This is a genomic window from Methanobrevibacter sp. (genome assembly GCF_045130115.1).
Classification (GTDB): domain Archaea; phylum Methanobacteriota; class Methanobacteria; order Methanobacteriales; family Methanobacteriaceae; genus Methanocatella.
This window is the reverse complement of the sequence record NZ_JBGUPC010000021.1, coordinates 20,607-41,478: the sequence shown is the minus strand read 5'-3', so window position 1 is coordinate 41,478 and position 20,872 is coordinate 20,607. Positions and strand designations below refer to the sequence as shown.

General features: G+C 39.5%; 21 protein-coding genes. 11 read left to right on the top strand and 10 right to left on the bottom strand.

Annotated elements, in window-relative coordinates:
• Positions 1 to 30 precede the first annotated feature (30 nt).
• Positions 31 to 444, bottom strand: coding sequence for an archease (locus tag ACJMML_RS03740; protein ID WP_405306038.1), 414 nt, complete (start codon positions 442 to 444; stop codon positions 31 to 33).
• 98 nt (positions 445 to 542) lie between these two features.
• Between ACJMML_RS03740 and ACJMML_RS03735 the strand changes: the two genes are divergently transcribed.
• Positions 543 to 719 carry a hypothetical protein gene (locus ACJMML_RS03735; RefSeq protein ID WP_405306037.1) on the top strand — a complete coding sequence of 59 codons (177 nt, stop codon included), beginning with the start codon at positions 543 to 545 and terminating at the stop codon, positions 717 to 719.
• Positions 720 to 826: 107 nt separating this feature from the next.
• Here the strand turns inward: ACJMML_RS03735 and ACJMML_RS03730 are convergent, their stop codons facing one another.
• The 3 genes from ACJMML_RS03730 to ACJMML_RS03720 form a co-directional block, all read right to left on the bottom strand.
• Complete coding sequence (locus ACJMML_RS03730) at positions 827 to 1,936, bottom strand: ORC1-type DNA replication protein (protein ID WP_405306036.1); 1,110 nt, start codon at positions 1,934 to 1,936, stop codon at positions 827 to 829.
• 23 nt (positions 1,937 to 1,959) lie between these two features.
• Positions 1,960 to 2,691, bottom strand: coding sequence for a 6-hydroxymethylpterin diphosphokinase MptE-like protein (locus ACJMML_RS03725; RefSeq protein ID WP_405306035.1), 732 nt, complete (start codon positions 2,689 to 2,691; stop codon positions 1,960 to 1,962).
• A gap of 81 nt (positions 2,692 to 2,772) precedes the next feature.
• A complete protein-coding gene (locus ACJMML_RS03720) occupies positions 2,773 to 3,423 on the bottom strand; it encodes a YitT family protein (RefSeq protein ID WP_405306034.1) in 651 nt (216 codons plus the stop codon).
• A gap of 210 nt (positions 3,424 to 3,633) precedes the next feature.
• On the opposite strand from ACJMML_RS03720, the gene ACJMML_RS03715 reads away from it, so the two are divergent.
• The 4 genes from ACJMML_RS03715 (at position 3,634) to ACJMML_RS03700 (ending at position 6,445) form a co-directional block, all read left to right on the top strand.
• Entirely contained in the window at positions 3,634 to 4,776 is a 1,143-nt protein-coding gene (locus ACJMML_RS03715; protein ID WP_405306033.1) for a pyridoxal-phosphate-dependent aminotransferase family protein, read from the top strand.
• 409 nt (positions 4,777 to 5,185) lie between these two features.
• On the top strand, positions 5,186 to 5,605 hold the full coding sequence (locus ACJMML_RS03710; protein WP_405306032.1) for a GerW family sporulation protein: 420 nt from the start codon (positions 5,186 to 5,188) through the stop codon (positions 5,603 to 5,605).
• Between the two features lie 8 nt (positions 5,606 to 5,613).
• Positions 5,614 to 6,198, top strand: coding sequence for a DUF2953 domain-containing protein (locus ACJMML_RS03705; RefSeq protein ID WP_405306031.1), 585 nt, complete (start codon positions 5,614 to 5,616; stop codon positions 6,196 to 6,198).
• Positions 6,188 to 6,445: a hypothetical protein gene (locus ACJMML_RS03700; RefSeq protein WP_405306030.1), complete on the top strand. Its 258-nt coding sequence runs from the start codon at positions 6,188 to 6,190 to the stop codon at positions 6,443 to 6,445. The genes ACJMML_RS03705 and ACJMML_RS03700 overlap by 11 nt, the downstream gene beginning before the upstream one ends.
• Here ACJMML_RS03700 and ACJMML_RS03695 read toward each other — a convergent pair.
• Positions 6,438 to 7,973 (bottom strand): thiamine pyrophosphate-binding protein, encoded by a 1,536-nt coding sequence (locus ACJMML_RS03695; RefSeq protein ID WP_405306029.1) that lies wholly within the window; start codon positions 7,971 to 7,973, stop codon positions 6,438 to 6,440. The two genes, ACJMML_RS03700 and ACJMML_RS03695, sit on opposite strands and share 8 nt — an antisense overlap.
• A complete protein-coding gene (locus ACJMML_RS03690) occupies positions 7,970 to 8,428 on the bottom strand; it encodes a dCTP deaminase domain-containing protein (protein WP_405306028.1) in 459 nt (152 codons plus the stop codon). The genes ACJMML_RS03695 and ACJMML_RS03690 overlap by 4 nt, the downstream gene beginning before the upstream one ends.
• 64 nt (positions 8,429 to 8,492) lie before the next feature.
• Between ACJMML_RS03690 and dmpI the strand changes: the two genes are divergently transcribed.
• The gene (gene dmpI / locus ACJMML_RS03685; protein WP_405306027.1) at positions 8,493 to 8,681 is read left to right on the top strand and encodes a 4-oxalocrotonate tautomerase DmpI; all 189 of its coding nucleotides are present in this window, start codon (positions 8,493 to 8,495) and stop codon (positions 8,679 to 8,681) included.
• Between the two features lie 87 nt (positions 8,682 to 8,768).
• On the opposite strand, the gene ACJMML_RS03680 is transcribed toward dmpI, so the two are convergent.
• Positions 8,769 to 9,692 carry a hypothetical protein gene (locus ACJMML_RS03680; protein WP_405306026.1) on the bottom strand — a complete coding sequence of 308 codons (924 nt, stop codon included), beginning with the start codon at positions 9,690 to 9,692 and terminating at the stop codon, positions 8,769 to 8,771.
• A gap of 66 nt (positions 9,693 to 9,758) precedes the next feature.
• Entirely contained in the window at positions 9,759 to 12,008 is a 2,250-nt protein-coding gene (locus ACJMML_RS03675; RefSeq protein WP_405306025.1) for a hypothetical protein, read from the bottom strand.
• 127 nt (positions 12,009 to 12,135) lie between these two features.
• Here ACJMML_RS03675 and ACJMML_RS03670 point away from each other — a divergent pair, with 127 nt between their 5' ends.
• The 4 genes from ACJMML_RS03670 (at position 12,136) to ACJMML_RS03655 (ending at position 13,926) form a co-directional block, all read left to right on the top strand.
• Positions 12,136 to 12,549: a pyridoxamine 5'-phosphate oxidase family protein gene (locus ACJMML_RS03670; RefSeq protein WP_405306024.1), complete on the top strand. Its 414-nt coding sequence runs from the start codon at positions 12,136 to 12,138 to the stop codon at positions 12,547 to 12,549.
• A 96-nt stretch (positions 12,550 to 12,645) separates the two neighbouring features.
• Positions 12,646 to 13,239, top strand: a complete 594-nt coding sequence (locus ACJMML_RS03665; RefSeq protein WP_405306023.1) for a TetR/AcrR family transcriptional regulator — start codon at positions 12,646 to 12,648, stop codon at positions 13,237 to 13,239.
• Between the two features lie 38 nt (positions 13,240 to 13,277).
• Positions 13,278 to 13,700, top strand: coding sequence for a hypothetical protein (locus tag ACJMML_RS03660; RefSeq protein ID WP_405306022.1), 423 nt, complete (start codon positions 13,278 to 13,280; stop codon positions 13,698 to 13,700).
• A gap of 40 nt (positions 13,701 to 13,740) precedes the next feature.
• Positions 13,741 to 13,926, top strand: a complete 186-nt coding sequence (locus ACJMML_RS03655) for a hypothetical protein (protein ID WP_405306021.1) — start codon at positions 13,741 to 13,743, stop codon at positions 13,924 to 13,926.
• Here ACJMML_RS03655 and ACJMML_RS03650 read toward each other — a convergent pair.
• Positions 13,915 to 14,937 (bottom strand): hypothetical protein, encoded by a 1,023-nt coding sequence (locus tag ACJMML_RS03650; protein ID WP_405306020.1) that lies wholly within the window; start codon positions 14,935 to 14,937, stop codon positions 13,915 to 13,917. The two genes, ACJMML_RS03655 and ACJMML_RS03650, sit on opposite strands and share 12 nt — an antisense overlap.
• Before the next feature lie 66 nt (positions 14,938 to 15,003).
• On the opposite strand from ACJMML_RS03650, the gene ACJMML_RS03645 reads away from it, so the two are divergent.
• Positions 15,004 to 15,726, top strand: a complete 723-nt coding sequence (locus ACJMML_RS03645; RefSeq protein ID WP_405306019.1) for a zinc ribbon domain-containing protein — start codon at positions 15,004 to 15,006, stop codon at positions 15,724 to 15,726.
• Positions 15,727 to 15,823: 97 nt separating this feature from the next.
• Here the strand turns inward: ACJMML_RS03645 and ACJMML_RS03640 are convergent, their stop codons facing one another.
• The gene (locus ACJMML_RS03640; RefSeq protein ID WP_405306018.1) at positions 15,824 to 20,263 is read right to left on the bottom strand and encodes a hypothetical protein; all 4,440 of its coding nucleotides are present in this window, start codon (positions 20,261 to 20,263) and stop codon (positions 15,824 to 15,826) included.
• Between the last annotated feature and the right edge of the window lie 609 nt (positions 20,264 to 20,872).

Below are 20,872 nucleotides of genomic sequence, written 5' to 3'. Positions count from 1 at the left end.
AATGAATCAATATCCAATTTTGAGATAATGCTACAAATCGACAATGGCCTGAACTTCGACACTGTCGGTTTTTTTGACTGCCATCTTATGGAAGGTTATTGCCTTTATTTCGGTTTTTCTTTCGTGCTTATCCCAATTGATTTCTTCGCCTTTGATTCTGGCTTTCAGATGGAGATCTTCATCTATTTTGACTTGAAACTGGCTGAATAGCATGAATTCAGTTTCATGATAGAACAGAAGTTCCTCCAAATAGTCATATAAAAGAGACACTTCGTCCTCTGATGTCACTTCAAATTCTATTTCTATTGAAGGAGCGATATTTGAAGTGTCTGATATTATATTAAAAATAGCCAATCCTGCATTCTCAAAGGCCTCTTCAATGTCATTTCCGTATGCCCTTAGACCAATATCGGCCGTTGCTTCAAAATATTCATATTTTTTCATAAAGATTCCACCATAAATGTAAAAAATATATTTCTTTTCAAATGCTCTCACTCTTTGCTTATATATGTACTTTTTACAATTTTAAATTAGTGATTAAAATGTTAGGAAATAAAGACACCACACTTCAAGTAGACTTAAGAAAAAAAAGTTCAATGAAAGACGAAATTATATATAGTAATTTAGACATTCAATCTTGCATGGTAGTGCTTGTAGTTATAGCAGGACTACTTTTATCTGTTATTTCAGTTGTAGCAGCTCAAGCTCCAATTGTTTAAATTGGAAGCACGATACCAAACCCTTTTTAGTTGCTCATTAGACTATATTGCCTACCATGCAAATACTCTAATGTTAACAAAAAACTAATTTCCCACATACAGGAAAACTATATGACGTAGTCATCGGGGTTAAAACGCAATATAATTTCCCTAGAGTTTCCCCTAACCCCTTTTCCTGTATATTTGGTATCGATCAATCTTACGAATTCCAGCTTATCGATTGCACGGTTAAAGGATGCATAGCTAGAACCTGTTTTTTCCTTATACTTTTCAGCCAATTCACCAGAGGAATACATTCCTTCATTGTCTGCAATCATTTTTAAAATGGTCTTTTCAGTATCATTCAGACCTTTTAATGTTTCAGACACATTGACTGACACTAAAGACTCAATTGCCTTGTCAAAATGTTCCTGAGTTATTTCACGGCTTGCATCGGCTTCAGCAATGTTTCCGCAGGACTTCAGAAGGTTGATTCCGACCCTCAGGTCACCATTCTCAAAGGTGTACATTGCAACCTGCTCAAGTATGTCATCAGGCAGTACATTAGGGAAAAATCCGGCCTTTACACGGTCTCTTAATATATCCTCTATCTCAGAATAGGTATATAACGGGAATACTATTTCCTGAGGAATGAAAACTGTATTCACGTTCTTGTCAAAGGAATACTTGAATTCCAAATCAGACATTATTGCAAAAATAGAAGTCCTCACACCAGGATATTCCTCATATGCCCTAAGCAAATCATAGAATACCTTATTTGCATTTTTTGATTGAATCAGATAGTTGACATCATCCAATGCAACCACAAGTGACTTGTTGTTTTTCTGAAGGTCCTTCATGATCTTGTCATAGACTCTTGAAAATGGAATTCCTGTTTCGGGAGGGGCATGGCCGAAAATCTTTTTATGGATTTGGGAAAAGATTCCGAATCGTGTTGTGTGCAATTGGCAGTTGATATAAACGCATACTACCTTTTCAGTGTTCTTTTCAACAAGCTCATAGACTTTTCTCATTGATGTGGTCTTTCCTGTTGCAGGTGAGCCTAAAATAACTGCATTTGAAGGTTTGCCCCCTCTCATTGCAGGTCTTATCGCTATTGCCATTGCCTCCATTTGTGTATCCCTGTAATTGAAGTTTTGAGGGACATAATCCGGATCAAAAGCATTTATGTCTTGAAAAAGACTTTCATCAGCCATCAAAATATCTTCTATTCCCATGTTATCATATTATATTTTTATTATTATAAAAGATTTTTATCACATAAATTGGTCATCTTGACATTTTCATTGTCGATTATCCACTGGGTGAACTTCTCGGCATATTTCAGCTTCTTCTTTTTGAAGTCATCGGCTTTTGCAGTATCGGTTTCGATATTCGGCCTTGAATATTTGGTCACTACATCTCCAAAGTCCATTCCTGCCAATATGATTTCCTCTGCATTCAGTGCAACCGCCAGAAACATTGCCCTGTCACCGTCAGTAAATCCTCCGAAGTTGTAGAGGTTTCCGACAGGCTGTGCCTGGGTGGTTCCGAGAACGCTTGTGAAGAATGGTGTCAGGCTTGCAATCTTTTCAATGTTGTCACCGTGTGCGTGGATTGCAATGTTTGCACCCCTGAAATTGGCCAGAAGAATATCGTCAAGATTTCCGTCCAGATCTGTTGCAACTATGTCCGGTGCAATCCTCTGCTCAATCAAAGCGGTCGTGGCTCCGTCGGCGGCAACCAATACATAATCCTTCAAGTCACAGTTTTCCTTCAAGAATTCCACATGCTTTCTTAAGGACGGACCTGCACCGAATACGATGAATTTATCTGAAAAGTCAACAAATCCCTTCAAGTCCTCCAGGGTAAGGCATCCTTCAGTTGACAGTATTTCATCCAGCAGCTTTGCGGATTCCTCATCGTTTTCACGTGAAAACCCAAAATCATCAAGAATTTCAGTATAATATTTTTCCCAAAGTCCAAATTCCATGTTTAAACCTCACTATAATATATATTAAGATTTTAATTTGTTAAATAATTTGTCAAAAAAGCAAAGTGGAAGAACAGCAAATCATTCATGGACAACATTGACTGACTTGCCGGTTATATGAGCATACAGATTGTTGATTTGCCTTAAGGTGAAACCCACCATGAAGGCTGAAATTAGCGTTCCGACATTGACCGCCCCAAAAACGTTTGTATACCACAGGGCACACATCACAAGCGCTATTGCAACCATTGTTGCATCAAAGCATATCTTAACGGTTGAAAACCTCCAGCCGGTAACGATGGCGATTGCCTCAACGCATCCTTCACCCGGAAGCGGAGCGATGTTGGCGGGCATGTAGACGAATATCCCGAAAGCTATCAGAAATATGCTTAAAATCAGATACACTGCCATCATCAGGACTGATCCGTCAAATGGAATCTGTGAAACGACCGCCAGGGTCACGGTGTTGAAGTATCCGAATACGATGCAGTTGATGAGCTGAAGCAGCCTCTTTTTGTGAAATCTTGAGCGAAGAATCAGGAACTGGACAAGAATCAGTGCCGCATTGAAGACAAATGTGGTTATTCCAATGTCAATATTAGTAATCAGCACCAGCGCATAGGCAATGGAGCTTATTGGTGTTGTTCCAAGAGTCGATACGATTGAAAATGAAACTCCGAATGCCATTATGAATAGTCCCAATGTAAAGGATAATGCCCTCTTTACTGTCATCTCTTGCCCGTTCAATTGCATAATATATTATATATACAAAATTATATTTAAACACCTTCCGAAAATCAATATAGGAATTTAAACATAGCACAGAAATAAATATTAAAATGTTATGAAAATTGAATAATCATCATATTAAAAATATTTAATAAGTATAAAAATTAAAGATATAAATTAGCTTTATGAAAGCTACTTATGGAGGAAATTTTAATGAATGATATCTTATTAATGCTTCCAGGACCTACAACAGTGCACCCTAGAGTACTCAGTGCAATGTCACAGGCTGTTGTAAACCACAGAGGAGCAAAATATGGAGAAATTTTAACTGAAACCACTGAATTAATGAGTAAAGTTTTCCAAACCCCAAATAAATCTTATCTATTAACTGGATCTGGAACTGCAGCAATGGAAGCAGGTGTTGCAAATACAGTAGCTCCTGGAGAAAAAATATTGAATGTCGTCGGCGGAAAATTCGGTGAACGTCTCATGAAAATCTCACAGACTCACGGAATTGAAGCTAAAGAACTTGAAGTTGAATGGGGAACCGCTGTAGACCCTAAACTTATTGCTGAAGCTCTTGACGAAGACGAAGAAATCAAAGCAGTAACCGTAGTTCACAATGAAACTTCAACCGGTGTGGCTGCACCAATCGAAGAAATCGGTAAGGTCATGAAAAACTATGACGCTTTATACATCGTTGATACCGTATCCTCCCTTGCAGGAGACGAAGTGAATGTTGAAAAGTTCGGAATCGACGTCTGTTTCACCGGATCACAAAAATGTTTGGCTGCACCACCTGGCATGGCTGCAATCACATTAAGTGACGATGCATGGGCTGCAGTTGACAACGTCAAAACCAATACTTTCTATTTAGACTTAAAAGCTGCACGTAAAAGCGGAGACAAAGCTGTTCCTGAAACCCCATACACCCCATCAGTTTCACTTACATATGCAATGAATGAAGCTTTGAAAATGGTTATGGAAGAAGGACTTGATGCCAGAATTGCACGTCACCACAAAGCTGCTAAAGCAAGCGTAGCTGCTGTTAAAGCATTAGGATTAGAATTATTTGCTGATGAAGCTGTTTCATCCGCAACAGTGACTGCTGTAAAAATGCCTGAAGGAATTACTGATGCTGATTTCAGAGGAACAACCCGTGACAAGTATGGTGTTGAACTTGCTGGTGGACAAGACCACCTGAAAGGAAACATCTTCAGAATCGGACATATGGGTAACGTCTCATACAAGGAATTAACTCAAACATTTGCAGCAATCGGTATGACCCTGAAAGGTTTAGGCGTAACCGACGATGCTGGTGCAGGTGTTGCATCAATTGCAGAATCATACTTATGATTCTCTTTTTTCTTTTTTTATCCTGACTTATGTAATATATTTTTTACATAGTATAAGTTATAAGTCCTTTTGTCAATTTCATGATAAGTTATAAGTAATATATTTTTTACATCAGAATTTTTCTAATAAGTTATAAGTTAAAAGTTACACTTGAAATGGATGTCTGCACCTTGTGTGTTAGAACTTATAAGTTAAAAGTTACACTTGAAATGGATGTCTACATCTTGTGTGTTAGAAGATATAACTAAAAACTTACACATGAAATGCACCTCTCGAAAATCACTTATAACTAAAAACTTACACTTGAAACTTATGTTTTATATCTAAAAAAAGTATTACTTCACATCAAAACTAAACTTATTTAACAAACAAAAACAAAATGTATAAACAACAATAGGATGTGAAGACTATGTCAAATAATATTAAAACTACAGTTGAAGAATTACGTAAATTGGTCAATGTTGAAAATGTAATCGGCGACCCGATAGAAACCGAAGATAAGATCCTAATTCCAGTAGTAAGAATGGGAGCAGGATTTGGAGCTGGAGAAAACCTAATCGGAAATGAAGGCAATGGCGCAGTGGGCGCAGGTGCCGGAGTGGAACCTATATCCATGGTAATGATACCTAAAAAAGGAAATGATTCCGAAGGAGTTCGTGTGCTCAATTTAACCAAAGGATCAGAAGCAAACAAGGCAATATCAGACATTGCATTAGTCATTAGTGACCTTATAAAAAATTATATGGATTCACAACAGCCTGACGAATACTACGATGAATCCGAATACATAGAACCTGAATTCAGCACAACTGAAGAAAAAGAAGAATAGGACTCTACATGTTAAACATCCTTTTGATGATTATCCTAATAATCATCTTATTTATCATTTTTTTACTCCTTATAGGAATAAAGATATCTTTTGAATACACCAAAAAGGGCAGTGAAATCAAAGGATGTTTAAAAATACTTATTTTTAAAAAAATCAAAATCTATACACGTCATTTTCCATCACAAGATAAGGATGAAGACGAAGATGATGAAGACGAAGAAGAAAAGCAAAGGGACATTATAAAACTCTTTAACCTGGCAAAACCCTGCTTTGATGACTTTAAGATTTATCTGAAATCCGTATTAGGCATCATCAAAATCAAGCAGCTTAAAAACCATCTGATTTTTGGCATGAGCAGTTATGCAGATACCGGAAAATACATCGGAATCATCTGGGCGATTCTTGCAACAGTAAATCCGATGCATGAAAAGCTGCAATTGAGTGCAGAACCGTCATTCAACGGATATGTCCTTGACGGATGCGGCATCAATGAATTTGAAATCTATCCGTTAAAGCTTATAGTTCCAACAATTAGGCTGATTTCAAAAAAAGACGTTAGAATTTTCATAAGAGGTGTTCTCGATGAGCGATAGCATTTTAAATGATATTGAAGAGTTTTTTGAATTTGAATATGACATCGATTATGAATTCAAAGAGGCCTATGGATTTACATTTGTCTTTAAAACCACCATGACAATATTCAAAGACAGGGTAACTTCCGCTGAAATCGCACCTGTCGGAATAATTTATGAAGAAAATGGGGAATATTATCTAGCACCCCTAGGCAAAACCGACAACATTCATGAAATTGTTAAGGAATATGTGAAAAAATTCATTTAGGCGGAAGAGGAATGTCCTCCCGTTCCACGATAACCTCAACAACAAGAGGTCCTGTCAGTTCCTTATCCAGTATGAGATTTAAGTCATCCAGATTATCAACCCTTACCGCATCGATTCCATAGCTTGAAGCCAGTTTAATGAAATCGGGATTTTCCAATTGAATCTGGTAAGGATTCATATCATAAAATGATTCCTGCCATTGCCTGATGATGCCAAACTCTGAATTGTTTAAAATGAATACGATAACATCCAAATCCTCTTGCTTAAGTGTTGCAAGCTCTTGAATGTTCATCTGAAAGTCCCCATCGCCGTTTATGACAATCACCTTTTCGCCTGTCGCTACTGAAGCACCTATCGCAGCAGGAAGCCCATAGCCCATAGGAGCCATTGCACCTGAAAAGAGCAATTGCCTTGGCTTTTGGGATTTCTTTAAAAGTGTGGTCCATGTGGTGTGGGATCCCGCATCTGAAGCGACAATATTATCCGGAAATCTTTCCAGTATCCTTTTTATGGCTGCCTGTGGCTTCAAGTCACTGTCAAGGCCTTCAATATGATAAGAGCCGTCAATTTCTAAGAGCTCATCCATCCAATCGGCAGGCCTGAATTTGGCCTTGGCGATGAAATCAGCCACCTTTCCATGAATAGGATAATCTCCAACCAAAACATCCCTGTTGATGTTTACGTGAATAAAATTGTCCGGAATTTCCGGCAGTGTCCTTTCACTCGCCTTGATGCCCAATCCGATAATGCAGTCTGAGTTTTCAAGTGCATATCTTGCCCTTTCAGTGTCACGTATCCCGCACAATCCCAGGTTCAAAGGATTGTCATCCGGAACGGTGCCTTTTCCATGAAATGTGGTTGTAACAGGTATCTGATATTCATTTGCAATCCTTTCAATGTTTTGAGCTTCGCTTATTGCCCCTGCACCCAATATGAAAAGCGGCCTTTTGGCCTTGTCAATCAGATCCTGTGCCCCCGCCATATTGGACATGTCATCTTCGCAGAGATAGCACAGGTCAAAGTCATCAAAATCCTCCTGCAGAAGGACATCCTTTGACAGGTTAATATGAATAGGGCCTTTCGGGAAGTTCTTAAGCTCATATATTGAAGCCCTGAGCATATACATCGCTTCGGTTCCGTTCAATGGATTGTAGGATGCTCGTGTGATGTGTCTGAACATTTCGACTTGAGGAGTTGTTTGGAACTGGTCGCTTCCACGATATTTAAGCTCATTGTCCCCTGTCAACACCAATAATGGCAGGTTGTCCTTGAATGCTGTTGCCAAAGGCATTGTGGTGTTGAGGGCACCGGGTGATGCTGTTGTGATGCACACCCCGATTTTTCCGCTTGACCTTGCATAGCCGTCAGCGGCTGTGGCAGCTCCCTGCTCGTGCCTTGTGAGGACATGATTGATGTTGCTTTTGGACATGGCCTCATAAAGAGGCATTATCTGCTCACCGGGAATTCCAAAAACATCTAGAATTCCCTCTTCTTCAAGGATTTCAACTATTTTGCCGGCAACATTCACTCTTCCGCCTCCAGGTATGAGCCGTTGTACTCTCCTGATCCTTCAACAGAGAACACTACTGCCTGGGCAATCCTGTCGCCTGATTTGATTTTGTATTCGAATTCCCCATGATTGTATATCATGAACATCAGTGTTCCGTAAAATCCCGGGTCCCCCACTGCAGTCTGCACTGAGATAAAGGACCTCAGGAGTGTTGATCGGGGCAGATACAGCATTGTATATCCTTTCGGAATTTTGACTTTCCTTTTGATGCTTGCAAGGTATGCAGTATGTGGCTTTAAAGTATAGATGTCGCCTTCAAGCTCTTCAATTTCAGGCAAAACCTTTTCATTATCAATTAGAGAGCCTGCACTTTTCTGCACATAAATCTTGTCCAATTCCAAGTCAATTCCGGACGGCTGGACCAAATCCGCAAAGTCCGGAAACAGTTTAATGAGTTCCTCTTCACCGAGCATAATATCAAATCCTTTCCAATAAGATATTTATTTGAAATAAGTAATATATTAGATTGGTGATAACATGCCAGTAATTCAAATTGCCGGAAATAATGGAATAAGTATTGAGAAAAAACGAGAAATGGTTGAAAAAGTATCTGAAATAGTGGCTGACGCATATGGCTTGCCTATTGAAACAATAACAGTACTGGTTACCGGATTCAATCCTAATGACATCGGTGCCGGCGGCAAACTGTTAAGCGACAGAGAATAATTTTTAAAAGGGGAGTCGGAAATCTCCCCTATTAAAGTTCAAACCAAAAAAGAACTTTCGTATTTGATTAACAAATACAATGATAATTTATTGATTTTGTTTAATATAATGATTTTGATTTTTTGTGACAAGTCCCTTCTTTTCAAGCTCATCAAGGTTTTTCTGGATTTTCTGTGTGAAATTACCTGAGCGGAACCTTACGAGTGACTTTTCAATATCTTCAACTGTTGAATTGTCGACCGCATCATAGACGCTTTTCTGAAATGGGGTCAGGTTGAAAATGATGTCGTTCAATGGGTCCTGGGTGTTTTTGAAGTCCCACACGTCATCCTGCGCTTTTATGTTGAATCTCTCTTCCAATTCAGGGATGCTATCTTTCAGCTCATCAAGGCTTGGGTGCTGTGCAAGGCCCAACTTATGCTTTGTTATTTTGTTTAAGAATTCCTTGCGGACCTCATCCAAATCTATGGCGTTTTCATCTCCAAATGAGCCAAGGACGTAGACCTTATCGTCAATTACTTCCACCACCCGGAAATTGTCCATGTCTTCATCATACTGGATTTGAGAAAAGCTGTTAACGTTCCACTGATTGTCGAGAAGGTGGTTTCTGACGAATTCGGCATCTTCAAGCCTGTCGTAATATCCGAAGATATAGTCATCACTTGCAATCCGCTTTTTGATGATGAATGTGTCAAAGACCCTTGTGATGTTGAGGCCATATCTGGAGTTGTTGGGGTTTCTTTTTTTCCTTTTGACCAGCTCATCGATTGCATTTTGTGATGGCTTTTCATTGCATTTTGCCAAAATCTGAATTTTTTCATCAAGGACTCCCAAAACAATATACTGGCCGTTCACCTCATATGTCTGATTAATCAAATCAGGATTCCAGTCATTTTCAATCAGCAAGTCCCTTATAAAGGTTGCATCATCCAAATTCTGGAATTTACCATAGTTTCTTGAACTTTTGACTACATTATATGAGCTTTTGTTCTTTCGGATATATTTGGTCATTGATGATAGTTTGTCTTTGAAAATAAATAAACTTTAATAAAAAAAAGGAAATAAGGAAATTAATCCCTATTTTTTGACTTTAACAGTGCATTCAACGGTGTCCTTAAGGTAGGTTGCCTGATAGGTCACTTTTTTGCCTGCTTTGAGCTTTTTAAGCACATTTTTCTTGATGGTGAATTTGGCTACACCCTTCTTGTTGGTTTTGGCAACGTATTTTTTGCCCTTGAATTTAAGGGTGACTTTTTTGCCCTTAAGGTATTTTCCGTTGACCTTAGCCAAGGTTGCCTTGATGATGAGCTTTTTGGCTGATTTTTTGACATTTGCCTTCTGAAGTTTCAATATGTGCTTTACAGTCAGCTTTTTGGTTAATTTTGCACCCATATAAGTGACTGTCAATGTATATTTATTCTTTTTGAGATTCATTGACTTCTTGAATGTAAAAATTCCGTTCTTATTTGTCTTGATCTTGAATGTCTTGCCATTGAATTTTACTGTTACGGTTTTTGATGCAAATGCCTTGCCGTCTTTTGTCAGAAGTTTCACTTTGGCGTTGACGCCTTTGAATGTTGACTGGGCTGAAAGCAGCTTGATTTTTGCCTTTGAAACTGTCACGACCCTCCAGTTTGAGAAATCTTCAAATCCGTTTGCTCCGTAGTAGTCAATGTATATTTCATGCTCTCCGGCATTCAGGTTTTTGAGTGAAAGTTTTGCAATTCCATCTTTGATATTGACCTTATGGGATTTGCCGTTGATTTCAAACACGACATAACCATTGGTGGTCTTTGGAACCTGTACTGTGACGTATTTGTCCTCGCCTGCAGTGAATCTGTATGTCAGGCTGATTTTAGGAAGCACAATAACTGATTCATTGACCTCAGAGACATTATAGTCATCACCACTATATCTGATGCAGATGTCATATTCATTAGGTTCAAGTGAGCTTATGCGAATTTCAGCATGTCCATTATTGAGTTTGGCTGACTTGAAGAGCTTGCCGTTAACGTAAATCATCAAATCACCGGTTGCATCACTTGGAAGTCTTAGGGAGACTTTTGATGAATCCATGTATTCGACATCAAACGGAATGTGGAAACCGTAATCTACGGTGAAATTATATGTCCTGTTCAATGCATAGAATGTGTCATCACCTTCAAATGATACGCACATTGAGTAATTTCCTGCATCAAGCTTGGAGATGTCAACTTCAACGAGGTTGTTGGCGATGTTTTCCTCACGCTTGAATGAATATTCTGTGCCGTTTATTGTTATTGTAAGAAGCTTGTTGTTTAATGTATCCGGCAGCATGACCTCTATTGAGTTGTTGTCGCCATATGTGAACATCATAGGCCACACATCAAAGTCATATACCATGTTGACATGACATGTCTTGTTTCTTGAGAAGTTTTTTCCTTCATAAGTCACCTTGATTTCATGGTTGGTGTATTTGATGTAGCCCTCAAGGGACATCAGGAATTCCCCATTGTAGGCCTTTGCTGATTTGATTAGCTTACCGTCGATATAGATTTTGACGGTTCCAGGATATGTTGTTGCAGCCTGAACTGAGATGCAGTCATCATGGCTGATATTGACTGTCTTAGGAATGCTTATGAGAACGTTTGTCACAGTGAAATTGAATGTCCTGTTGAAAGGCCTGTAGTAGCTGTCCCCAAGATATGAAACTCTGAGCGTATGTTTTCCCAAGGCCAGATTTGAAAATGGATTGTTTTCCCAATAGAAAACAGGCCTTGCAGTTGTCCTGTTGATGAGTCTGTCGTCAATATAAAACTCCACTGTACCGTTGGCGGATCTTGGAAAAATCAACAGAGGAGGATTTTCGTTTGAACGAAGAATTTCATCCGGGAAATGCATGAAATCATAATCCGGAGGATATCTCATTATCTTCAGGGTTCCGTTGAGGTTCAGGTCAATGCCATTGTAGAATGCAGATACCTTATAGACCTTCATGTCCATTGGAGGAAACATATTTGCAATATAAATGAACTTATCCTTTGGAAGCTTTATCGGAACCTTAAATGAATGGTTGGTGATTGTCTCGTTATAGATCACCTCATCATTTATTTTAATTGAGAAATCTCCGCTGGCCTCTTCCGGCAGCTCCACATCGATGTCGGTTAAATTCTCTTCCCACATCTGTTCATCAAACGTTACATTGATATCATCGACAATAGCCGGTGATTCTTCAATCACGTCCTCCTGAGGCATTTCAACAGCAGTGGCGTTGTCCTCTGCACTGACACATGCCATGGAGACGAATAAAAAAACAAAACCTATCAAACATATCCATTTAATTTTCATGAAATTAAGTTTATCCGAACTGTTTATAATAATTTACTAAAAACTGGAAAAATCCCATTTGAATCAAAAGACTATAATATATACATATAATATAATATTATTATATAACAAAATGAAAGGTGATACTATGGCATTAGAAGGTGCAGAAAGAATAGATGAATTTTTAAATGAAGCGAAAGTATTTTTCCTGGCAACAGTTGACGGAGACAAACCGAAAAACAGACCTTTAGGATTTCACCTCTTAAAGGATGGCAAGCTCTATTTCGGAGTTGGGGATTTTAAGGACGTCTACAAACAGATGACCAAAAACCCATATGTTGAAATCGTTGCCCTTGTTGAAACAGATTTCCTGAGATACTACGGAAAGGCTGTCTTTGAAGAGGACTATGCATTTGGAGAAAGCATTGTTGCAGGAAACGAATTCCTACAGGGAATCTACAACGATGAAACCGGATTTAAACTTGCAATCTTCCACCTTGAAGAGGCAACAGCCGAAATCCGTGACATTACCGGAAAGATAAACGAATCATACGAATTTTAGGTTTAGCACACCCCTAAACCTTAACCTTTTTTTAACACCAAAAACCTCCCCACCATTTAGATAAATATAAATGTTTAACAATCGATATAGATTATCATGAAGATTGAACTTGACAAAACCGAGGAAAAAATCGTAAGGGCAACATTTGACATCATCCAAAAAGAGGGCGTATCAAAGGCAACAACAAAAAGAATCGCCGCAGAAGCCGGCGTCAACGAAGTTACAGTCTTTAGAAAGTTCACAAACAAGCAAAACCTGGTTGAAATCACAAAATCATACCATTTCCAGATTCTCATTGACAAGTTAGAGAACATCTTCGACTTTAGGGAGGACGAGGAAACCGACGAGTATCTGAGAAGCAATTTCACCGAGCTCATCAACCTTCCGGAAGAGGATTTCAGCATCATCAAGGTGGCTCTTGCGGACATACAGGCAGTTTCAGACAAGAAGCTTCTGATTGCTCAGATTACCAATACAATACTTGACAAGTTTGAGGAGTTCTTCACCCTTCAAATCGAGGAAGGCAGAATCAGGAAAGTGAACCCTAGGGTACTGGGAACACTATGTTATAGCATAACCTTCCAGTCACTTGTCCTTTGGAAAATATACAGTGAAAACATTGAACTGGACGGAATCGACTATTCCACCGAATTTCTGGACATAATCTACAACGGAATCAAAATCGAATGAAGATCATTTTTATATAAACCTATTTAAGGAGGAATTTGATGAAACGGAAGATGATTTTTGCACTGGTTATTTTGGCGATGTTCATAGGCAGTGTTTCGGCGGCAGAAACCATTGTCGGAGACTATAAGTTCAACATCCCCGACGGATACGAGCAGGACCACAGCCAGGACATCACCAGCCAGAAAACCGACATTAACTCAATGCCATGTCATGTTGACAGCAAAACATTCAGCAAGTATTTCCAGCATGTTACAATCACCGTGACATCCCCCGACAGCGGCAAATTGCCGGATTACATGAAATCATATTATGGTGGAGGCCATGACTCCCAACTCAAGGGAATGGACGGCTATGTTTCACTTGACGGACGTGACTATGTATACAGCTATGTCCATGACGGAGACTGGATTGTAATCAAGACTGATGACCTTTACGGAATTGAAAACATTATCGTTGCATGATTCAGGGATTTCGCTCCCTGAGCATTTCTATTTTTTCACGATGCAGAAAATTCACATCCCATTTTGCGGGAGCTGCATCATTGTGCCCATCCTATGGCAAGAGGACAATAACAATGGCCAATACTATGAATATCAGCCATTCTTATTCGTCATCACATTCACCTATATGTATACCAGACTTTTGCCTTATACGGAATGTAATCCTCAATCCAGTTCATATGCTTGATGTTATACCCTTTATGGCTGCCCCTTTGACTTTGGTTATGACTTTTCCGGTGTATTCGTTCTTAAACCATACCTTTGCCTGAATCAACCTTGTGGAGTGCTGACCTTCCTGGCCTGCATCAATCATTGTGCCGATGGATATTCCTTTATAATGCTGGCGGTCGTAGCTGTTTGCAACTGCCAGAAGAAGGTCTCCTGTTTTGAGTCTTTTTCCGGAGTATTTCCAGTGGTCAACCCTAAGCTTGAATGATACGGTTTTTGCATGAATCTTTTTAGCGATTTTCACTATTATTTTTCGTTTTTCCTTAGAAACAGGATTGTAAGCGGTTATCTTGTGTTTTCCCAATTTGAAAGAATTGATCTTGATTTTGGCAATTCCTTTTGAGTTTGTCCGTTTCTTATAGGTCTTGCCCTTGACTTTTATTTTAACGACCTTGTTTTTTAGGGGCTTGCCCTTGGTGTCAAGGAACTTGATTTTGAATTTCTTGTTTTTCTGTGTGATATATTTTGTCAGCACTTTTGTCGGTATTGTTGACTTTATCTTGACTGTATTATATGCCCACCAGAAGCTTTGCCCGTCGTCGGACTCAATAAATGTTTCCACTTTGTATTTTCCAACCTTGTAGTTGATTGGGAAATATACCATCCCGTTATGATTTGTTGTCTTTTCTTTCAGATGACCTATTTTCCCAAAAGATACATAAACTCCACTTTCAGGATAATAATCATTATCATAAACCTTTACCTTGAATTTTGTGGCTTTATCTCCATAATATTTGACAACATTGTGAGTTACGACCGTATCGTCCACATATTCCTCCCCTGTGTCTGAATCATAGAAATAGCTAGTCTCCAGTTTATCATCTTCAGTTGCAGATATTGTGTTTTCATCCGCATCAACTGCATTTAAGCAGTCACCATCATTGACAATCGTATTGTTGTCCTGGGCGCTTACCGCAGTCAGTGCGAGTAGAAATACCATTGCCATTAAAATCAAATATTTTCCATTCATATTATAATATTGTTTTCCAAATAATATAAACCAATAACAACATATATACTATCAAGAGGTAAAAACATGGAGAAATACTGCAAGAATTGCGGTGCCAAAATCGGCCCAAATATCGATTTCTGTCAGGATTGCGGCTTCAAGGTAGACCGTGACACAATTACATGCAAAAGCTGCGGTGCTGAACTCAAGGAAGACATGAAATTCTGCACTGAATGCGGAAAGCCTACAGGAGAGACAGCCAGTTTCTGTCCTGAGTGTGGAAGGAAGTTAAATCCTGGAGAGGATTACTGCAGCGAATGCGGCACCACTGCAAACGACACCAAAACCGAAAGCTTCATTGAGAAAAACAAGAAGGCACTCATAGCCGTTATTTTGGTGGTTGCCGTTTTGATAGTCGTGTCTGCACTGACCCTGACCGGCACCGCCCCTGAAGCGGAGCCCCAGAACGTGGAGGTTGGTTCGACCAATTTCATAATTCCCGGAGACTACATGATAGATCCATCATCAATTGATGTGGACTATAAGTATGCAAGTGCCATTTTTGCAAAGGGATGGGTCAATGACAATGGCGATATAATCTACATTGGAACCATGACCGTTCCCTATAACGTTGATGCACAAAGCGTGCTTTCTGCGGAAGGAGGCAGTTATGAAAATATGATGGGATATGACGGATACTACAGCGAAGATGAAGGATTATATAACTTTGCATTCGAAACCGGAGGATACATCTGCGTAGTTACCGTTTCAAACCCTGATACATTTGATGAGATAACCTGCCTCGGATGAAACAAAATATTATGCAGCGCAACACAGCTGCCTTTTTTAACTTTTTTTAGAAAGTACTATAATTAAAAAAGGGATGGAATAAACAGTTCAATTCTTGTTAGTCTCCGCCGTCATATTCATTATATTTCTCGACATCCCAAAAGAGCAACTCGCAATTTTCCGCCTTGAAACTGTTTTCTCGATAGTTGAAGATAGCATCGCCTTTTTCCCCTGCACGGTTTCCTGAAAATGAAGATCCTATCAAAGATAAATCTGCACAGTTATTGTGTATTGCCCCACCATCACGTTCTGCAAAGTTGTCTTTCACTTCACAATTGATTAAGGTCAATTCTTCCCCATTGTCAATTGCTCCGCCGTAGAGGGAATCTGCCCTGTTGTGGTTGAGGGTAGTATCCTTAATTGTCATATTACCTCCATTGCTTATTCCTCCTCCGGAATCGGAAGTGTTATGCTCAATTGTACTTTCCTCAATATTTGATATGTCGCTGTTTGCTATGGCTCCACCACTGGAACTTGCAGTGTTGCCCGCCAGCTTGCAGCGTTTGGATATGCTTAAGGTGCCCTGAAGGTTTCTGATTGCACCACCGTTTTTAGCAGAATTGCCTTCAAGTCTTGATTCTAAAATCATCAGTTGCCCGCCATCATTGCATATTGCTCCCCCAAATGCCTGGGCAGAATTCTCATTGAGAGTAGCTGATGATATTGTCAGTTCCCCCTCATTATATATCGCTCCGCCATCCTGTGCAAATCCATTTTTAAGGAATACATTTTTAATGGTGATGTCCTTGGCTGTGCAATGAAATATTCGTGATTTTCCACATGCATCAATAGCATGTCCGTCGCCATCAATAACCAGACCATCAACATCTAGTTTTATGCCGTTTAAGTATCTTGACTCATCAGAGCTGCTTAAAATAATGTCTGATTCAAGAACGATAGTCTTATCGCCTGCGTGAATCAGTCTGTCAAGGTATCTGAAGCTGGTGGTTGAACCGTCATCGATTTCATCATCGAAATCAACTTGGACAATCCCCATTTCCTCTTCAAAGTCATCAGTTTCAACATCATCTTCCTCAATTTCAGTTTCCTCTTCAAATTCGATTTCAGGAGCGACATCCTCGTATTCAATATCCTCGATGCGATTGTTTTCAAAATTACAGTCAACTACTTCGCAGTCGGGACTGTTTGAAAATATTACCTTGCTCTCCCCGCCCCTCAGCAAATTGTCGGCAAATGTGGAATCCGATGCGACCAAATTGCCTGCGTCATTGTATATTATTGCGCTGCAGCTCCAGTCTCCGCCATCAAAAATGGATTCGCTCACACTCTCCTTATCTCCCCATTTCACTTCATTGCATTTGAAACGAGATTTGGATATTGTCAGATCGCCTTCATAGTTGTCTATTGCTCCTGCCATATGAACTGCGCAATTGTAGGATATTGAAGAGTCCGAAATCACCATATCTTCCGTGTTGACTATGGCCCCTCCAATGCCCATTGTTTCATTATAATCAATGTATGATTCGAATATTTTCATTTTCCCAGTGTTGACTATGGCCCCGCCGTCAACCCTGGCAGAATTATGCTCCATTTTTAAATCATAGATTACAGCTTCACCGTCCCTGTTGAATATGGCTCCGCCGGATTCATCTGATGAATTTCTGAAAAGGGCAGTTTCTTTTATGTTCAATGGAGCCTCTTCATTGTATATGGCACCTCCTTCCATATCTGCACGGTTTTTAGTGAATTTCGAATTTGCCATGTCCAACTGCCCCATGATGTTAAATATTGCGCCTCCAAGTTTTTCCGCATTGTTTTCGGCAAAACAGGTGTTAATGATTTTTAAATCATTGCCGTGACTGGATATTGCGCCTCCAACCCTTTTTGAAGCGTTGCAGACAAAATTTGAATCGGCAATAATCAGTTCATCGGCGTTGGAGATTGCGCCTCCGCCGATTTGCGATGCGTTTTTGATGAATTCGGCATCTTTTATCTCCAGTTTTCCGGAATTGAAGAATGCCCCTCCGTCATTATTGCAGACATTGCCTTCAAAAAGCAATCCGGATGCCTTAAGCTCTCCTGAATTGAAGAGCCCTCCGCCATCATATCCTGAATCATTGGCTTTAAAAGTAGAATCAGAGATTTCAAGCTGTTTGGTATTGTATAAACCTGCACCGTCATATCCTGAGGCATTTTCCTTAAAAATCATGCCTGACATTTCCGCTTCGCACTTGTTGTATACTCCGCCGCCTTTCTTATGCGCATTGTTATTGATCAGTTCGGATTTGGTGAGGATTAACTGGCCCTTGTTATATATTACTCCTCCGTTCACCTTTGATTTGTTTCTGTCAAAAGTGGAGCGGTCAAATCTTATTTCCCCATCATTATATAACACGCCTCCACGATTGTCCGCTGTGTTATCATTGAAATAGGAATCTGCTACTTCCATACTTCCGCCGTTATAGATTGCTCCGGCACGGCCTTTGGCAGTGTTGTCGATAAACTCCGATTTGATTACTGCCACGTCCCCTGTACTGTCTATCGCTCCGCATCTATCTTCAGAAGCATTGCCTATGAATATGCAGTTTTCAATCTTTAAAGTGGAATTGCAGTCGATTTTCAAGGCTCCGCCGCCGTATCTCAATTGATGCTCGATATTTTCATGGAAATATCCGTTTGCAAATACGATGTTTTTAAGGGTTATGTCCCTTGCGGCTATAAGGAAGATACGTGACTTTCCTCCCGCATCAATCGTTTTGCCGTCACCGTCAATGACCAGCCCGTCAATGTCCAGTTCAATGCCGCCTTCATAGAAATCCCTTTCATAATTGCCGAAGGTTATGTCATGGTCCAGGACAACTTCTCTGGATGTGCCTTCATGAATCAGCCTGTCCAAATGCCCGAAGTCAAACTGCTCTTCTGTCGGAATCATGCTTTCGTAAACGGCAAATTCCCCTTCGCCTTCAATGATGTCTTCAAAGTTCTTCGGCGAGCTTTTTATAAGGATATATCCCTCGTTCGATATTGACTTTTCTTCGGCGATGCTGATGGCGTTTAAGGTCAAATCGCTTCGGTTGCAGATATTTCTTGAATTTTCACAGGACAGATTATCTTTAAAACTTGTCGAATCAATTATACCATATCTTCCACGATTGAAAACTACACCACATTCAACCTCATTTTCAATGAATTTGCTGTAGAAAATGCCGAAAGTGGATCTGCTGCGGCAATTGTTCAGAATTGTTTGGGCATTATTGCATTTAAAAAGGGTATTGTATATTTGTGAATATCCGCTCAGCATAACGATTTCTTCAGGAGAGCTGTTGTGTGAAATCTCACAGCCATTCATATTTAGAATTCCGCTAGCCACCATCACCCCTCCCCCATAATCGGATGAATTATTCGCAAATCTGGATTTGCGTATTGTCAGCTCACCATCACTGATTATTGCTCCACCATCACATTGAGATGAGTTATTTTCAAATGTGGATTTCAAAATATTAGTCACAGAGGATGCCTTGGCATATATTGCTCCACCGCCACCTGCACCGTACTCGGAATAGGATTTATTGTTTATAAAGTGGGATTCGATGACGGCCAGATTGCCCGAATTATATATTGCCCCACCGCAGCCAAAATTGTCCTCAAAACCTGACAGATTATTTTTAAAGTGGGATTCAATGACCGTCAGCTTGCCTGAATTATATATTGCTCCGCCATAATCCTCCGTGAAGCCATTTATGAAATTGACATTCTTGATTGTTACATCCGCAGCTCTGGCGTAAAATATCGGCACTTTTTCCCTTGCATCAATGGTGTGATTCCTGCCGTCGATAACAATGCCGTCAACATCAATCGTGATGCCGTCCCTTCCATATTCAGATTCCTCCCCATCATCCAAGACTATATCCGAATCCAGAACGATCTCTTTTACTCCGCTGTGAATCAGATCATCGAGATACTTGAAATTTCCAACTTTGTTGGGCCTGTCAATGATTTCGTCAGGAATTCCGATTATTTTCAAAATAGCTTCATTGATTTGCATGAAGCACAAATCATAACTGCTCAAATTCCCTCCAAATGGGTCAGAAATATCCAGATTGGAATGCACTCCAGCATATTCCAAGATTGTATAGATTTCCAGATTTGGCCATATCATCCTCAATGCATCCCTGACTTGGATAGTGGATGTGAGCACCAGTCCAACATCGTCAAGTAAAAAGTCATTGATGCTTGCTGTTAAATGACCTGACAGGTCAATTCCACGACTTTTACAGACATCTATTGCTTTTTGTGCGACTTTTGCACCGGCTTGGGCATTCAATCCCGCTGAAAATGCTTTTTTATCATCTGAAAATTCGTTGAAAATAGCTTCAGCAATGGGACTGACGACAGTGTTTGAACTGCACACAAAAAGGACATCATCTGATGATAATCTAGTTTTAACGGGAGTTATTTTTTCCTCATGAACCTTATCGGTTGAATTTTTGCTCTTTCCTACTCCGAATGCATTTTTAAACCTGTCTCTAAAACCCATAGCCAACACCTCAGTGATATTAACTATGCATATTATATTAATTAAATTTATTTTAAAAAAAAAGGGAGGAAATAAAAGCATGGCAAAACCATGCTTTTTGCATATTTTGGTGTTTACTATAAGATAAATATTTGAGTCAAAGAGTTTTAACTCCATTTAATACATTAAACACGCCCCTATATAAAGTTTTTCGAATGCAAGCACTTACTTGCATCTTAAAAAGACTAAAAAAGCATTTTAGAAAAATTGAAAGCATAATAAATCCCATAGACAACATCCATAATTCCGCCAGAGCCAGATGCTTGTCCCTGTCGTATTCTCTACTGACACCTCATCTCGTCTGATCTGCATATTTCTTACAGTGTACAGCCAATGGTATTGCATCATGATTATTTAATTTTTTACGCAAAAAAAGCATTTTCCTAACAAAAAGGGAGAATGATAAAAGCATGAAAAGTTCATGCTTTTATTCTAATGGTGTTTTTCTCACCACCACAGGTTAATTTTTGAGTCAAATAATTCGAACTCTATCTAATACTTTAAATTCAGACATATATAAAGTTTTTCGAATGCAAGTGCTTGCTTACATCTTAAAATCATGAAAAAAAG

Excerpts from the sequence above, each read along its gene's own strand:
- ACJMML_RS03740 (WP_405306038.1), bottom strand. The coding sequence starts at position 444 with ATGAAAAAATATGAATATTTTGAAGCAACGGCCGATATTGGTCTAAGG.
- ACJMML_RS03735 (WP_405306037.1), top strand. The coding sequence starts at position 543 with ATGTTAGGAAATAAAGACACCACACTTCAAGTAGACTTAAGAAAAAAA.
- ACJMML_RS03730 (WP_405306036.1), bottom strand. The coding sequence starts at position 1,936 with ATGGGAATAGAAGATATTTTGATGGCTGATGAAAGTCTTTTTCAAGAC.
- ACJMML_RS03725 (WP_405306035.1), bottom strand. The coding sequence starts at position 2,691 with ATGGAATTTGGACTTTGGGAAAAATATTATACTGAAATTCTTGATGAT.
- ACJMML_RS03720 (WP_405306034.1), bottom strand. The coding sequence starts at position 3,423 with ATGACAGTAAAGAGGGCATTATCCTTTACATTGGGACTATTCATAATG.
- ACJMML_RS03715 (WP_405306033.1), top strand. The coding sequence starts at position 3,634 with ATGAATGATATCTTATTAATGCTTCCAGGACCTACAACAGTGCACCCT.
- ACJMML_RS03710 (WP_405306032.1), top strand. The coding sequence starts at position 5,186 with ATGTCAAATAATATTAAAACTACAGTTGAAGAATTACGTAAATTGGTC.
- ACJMML_RS03705 (WP_405306031.1), top strand. The coding sequence starts at position 5,614 with ATGTTAAACATCCTTTTGATGATTATCCTAATAATCATCTTATTTATC.
- ACJMML_RS03700 (WP_405306030.1), top strand. The coding sequence starts at position 6,188 with ATGAGCGATAGCATTTTAAATGATATTGAAGAGTTTTTTGAATTTGAA.
- ACJMML_RS03690 (WP_405306028.1), bottom strand. The coding sequence starts at position 8,428 with ATGCTCGGTGAAGAGGAACTCATTAAACTGTTTCCGGACTTTGCGGAT.
- dmpI (WP_405306027.1), top strand. The coding sequence starts at position 8,493 with ATGCCAGTAATTCAAATTGCCGGAAATAATGGAATAAGTATTGAGAAA.
- ACJMML_RS03680 (WP_405306026.1), bottom strand. The coding sequence starts at position 9,692 with ATGACCAAATATATCCGAAAGAACAAAAGCTCATATAATGTAGTCAAA.
- ACJMML_RS03675 (WP_405306025.1), bottom strand. The coding sequence starts at position 12,008 with ATGAAAATTAAATGGATATGTTTGATAGGTTTTGTTTTTTTATTCGTC.
- ACJMML_RS03670 (WP_405306024.1), top strand. The coding sequence starts at position 12,136 with ATGGCATTAGAAGGTGCAGAAAGAATAGATGAATTTTTAAATGAAGCG.
- ACJMML_RS03665 (WP_405306023.1), top strand. The coding sequence starts at position 12,646 with ATGAAGATTGAACTTGACAAAACCGAGGAAAAAATCGTAAGGGCAACA.
- ACJMML_RS03660 (WP_405306022.1), top strand. The coding sequence starts at position 13,278 with ATGAAACGGAAGATGATTTTTGCACTGGTTATTTTGGCGATGTTCATA.
- ACJMML_RS03655 (WP_405306021.1), top strand. The coding sequence starts at position 13,741 with ATGCAGAAAATTCACATCCCATTTTGCGGGAGCTGCATCATTGTGCCC.
- ACJMML_RS03650 (WP_405306020.1), bottom strand. The coding sequence starts at position 14,937 with ATGAATGGAAAATATTTGATTTTAATGGCAATGGTATTTCTACTCGCA.
- ACJMML_RS03645 (WP_405306019.1), top strand. The coding sequence starts at position 15,004 with ATGGAGAAATACTGCAAGAATTGCGGTGCCAAAATCGGCCCAAATATC.
- ACJMML_RS03640 (WP_405306018.1), bottom strand. The coding sequence starts at position 20,263 with ATGGGTTTTAGAGACAGGTTTAAAAATGCATTCGGAGTAGGAAAGAGC.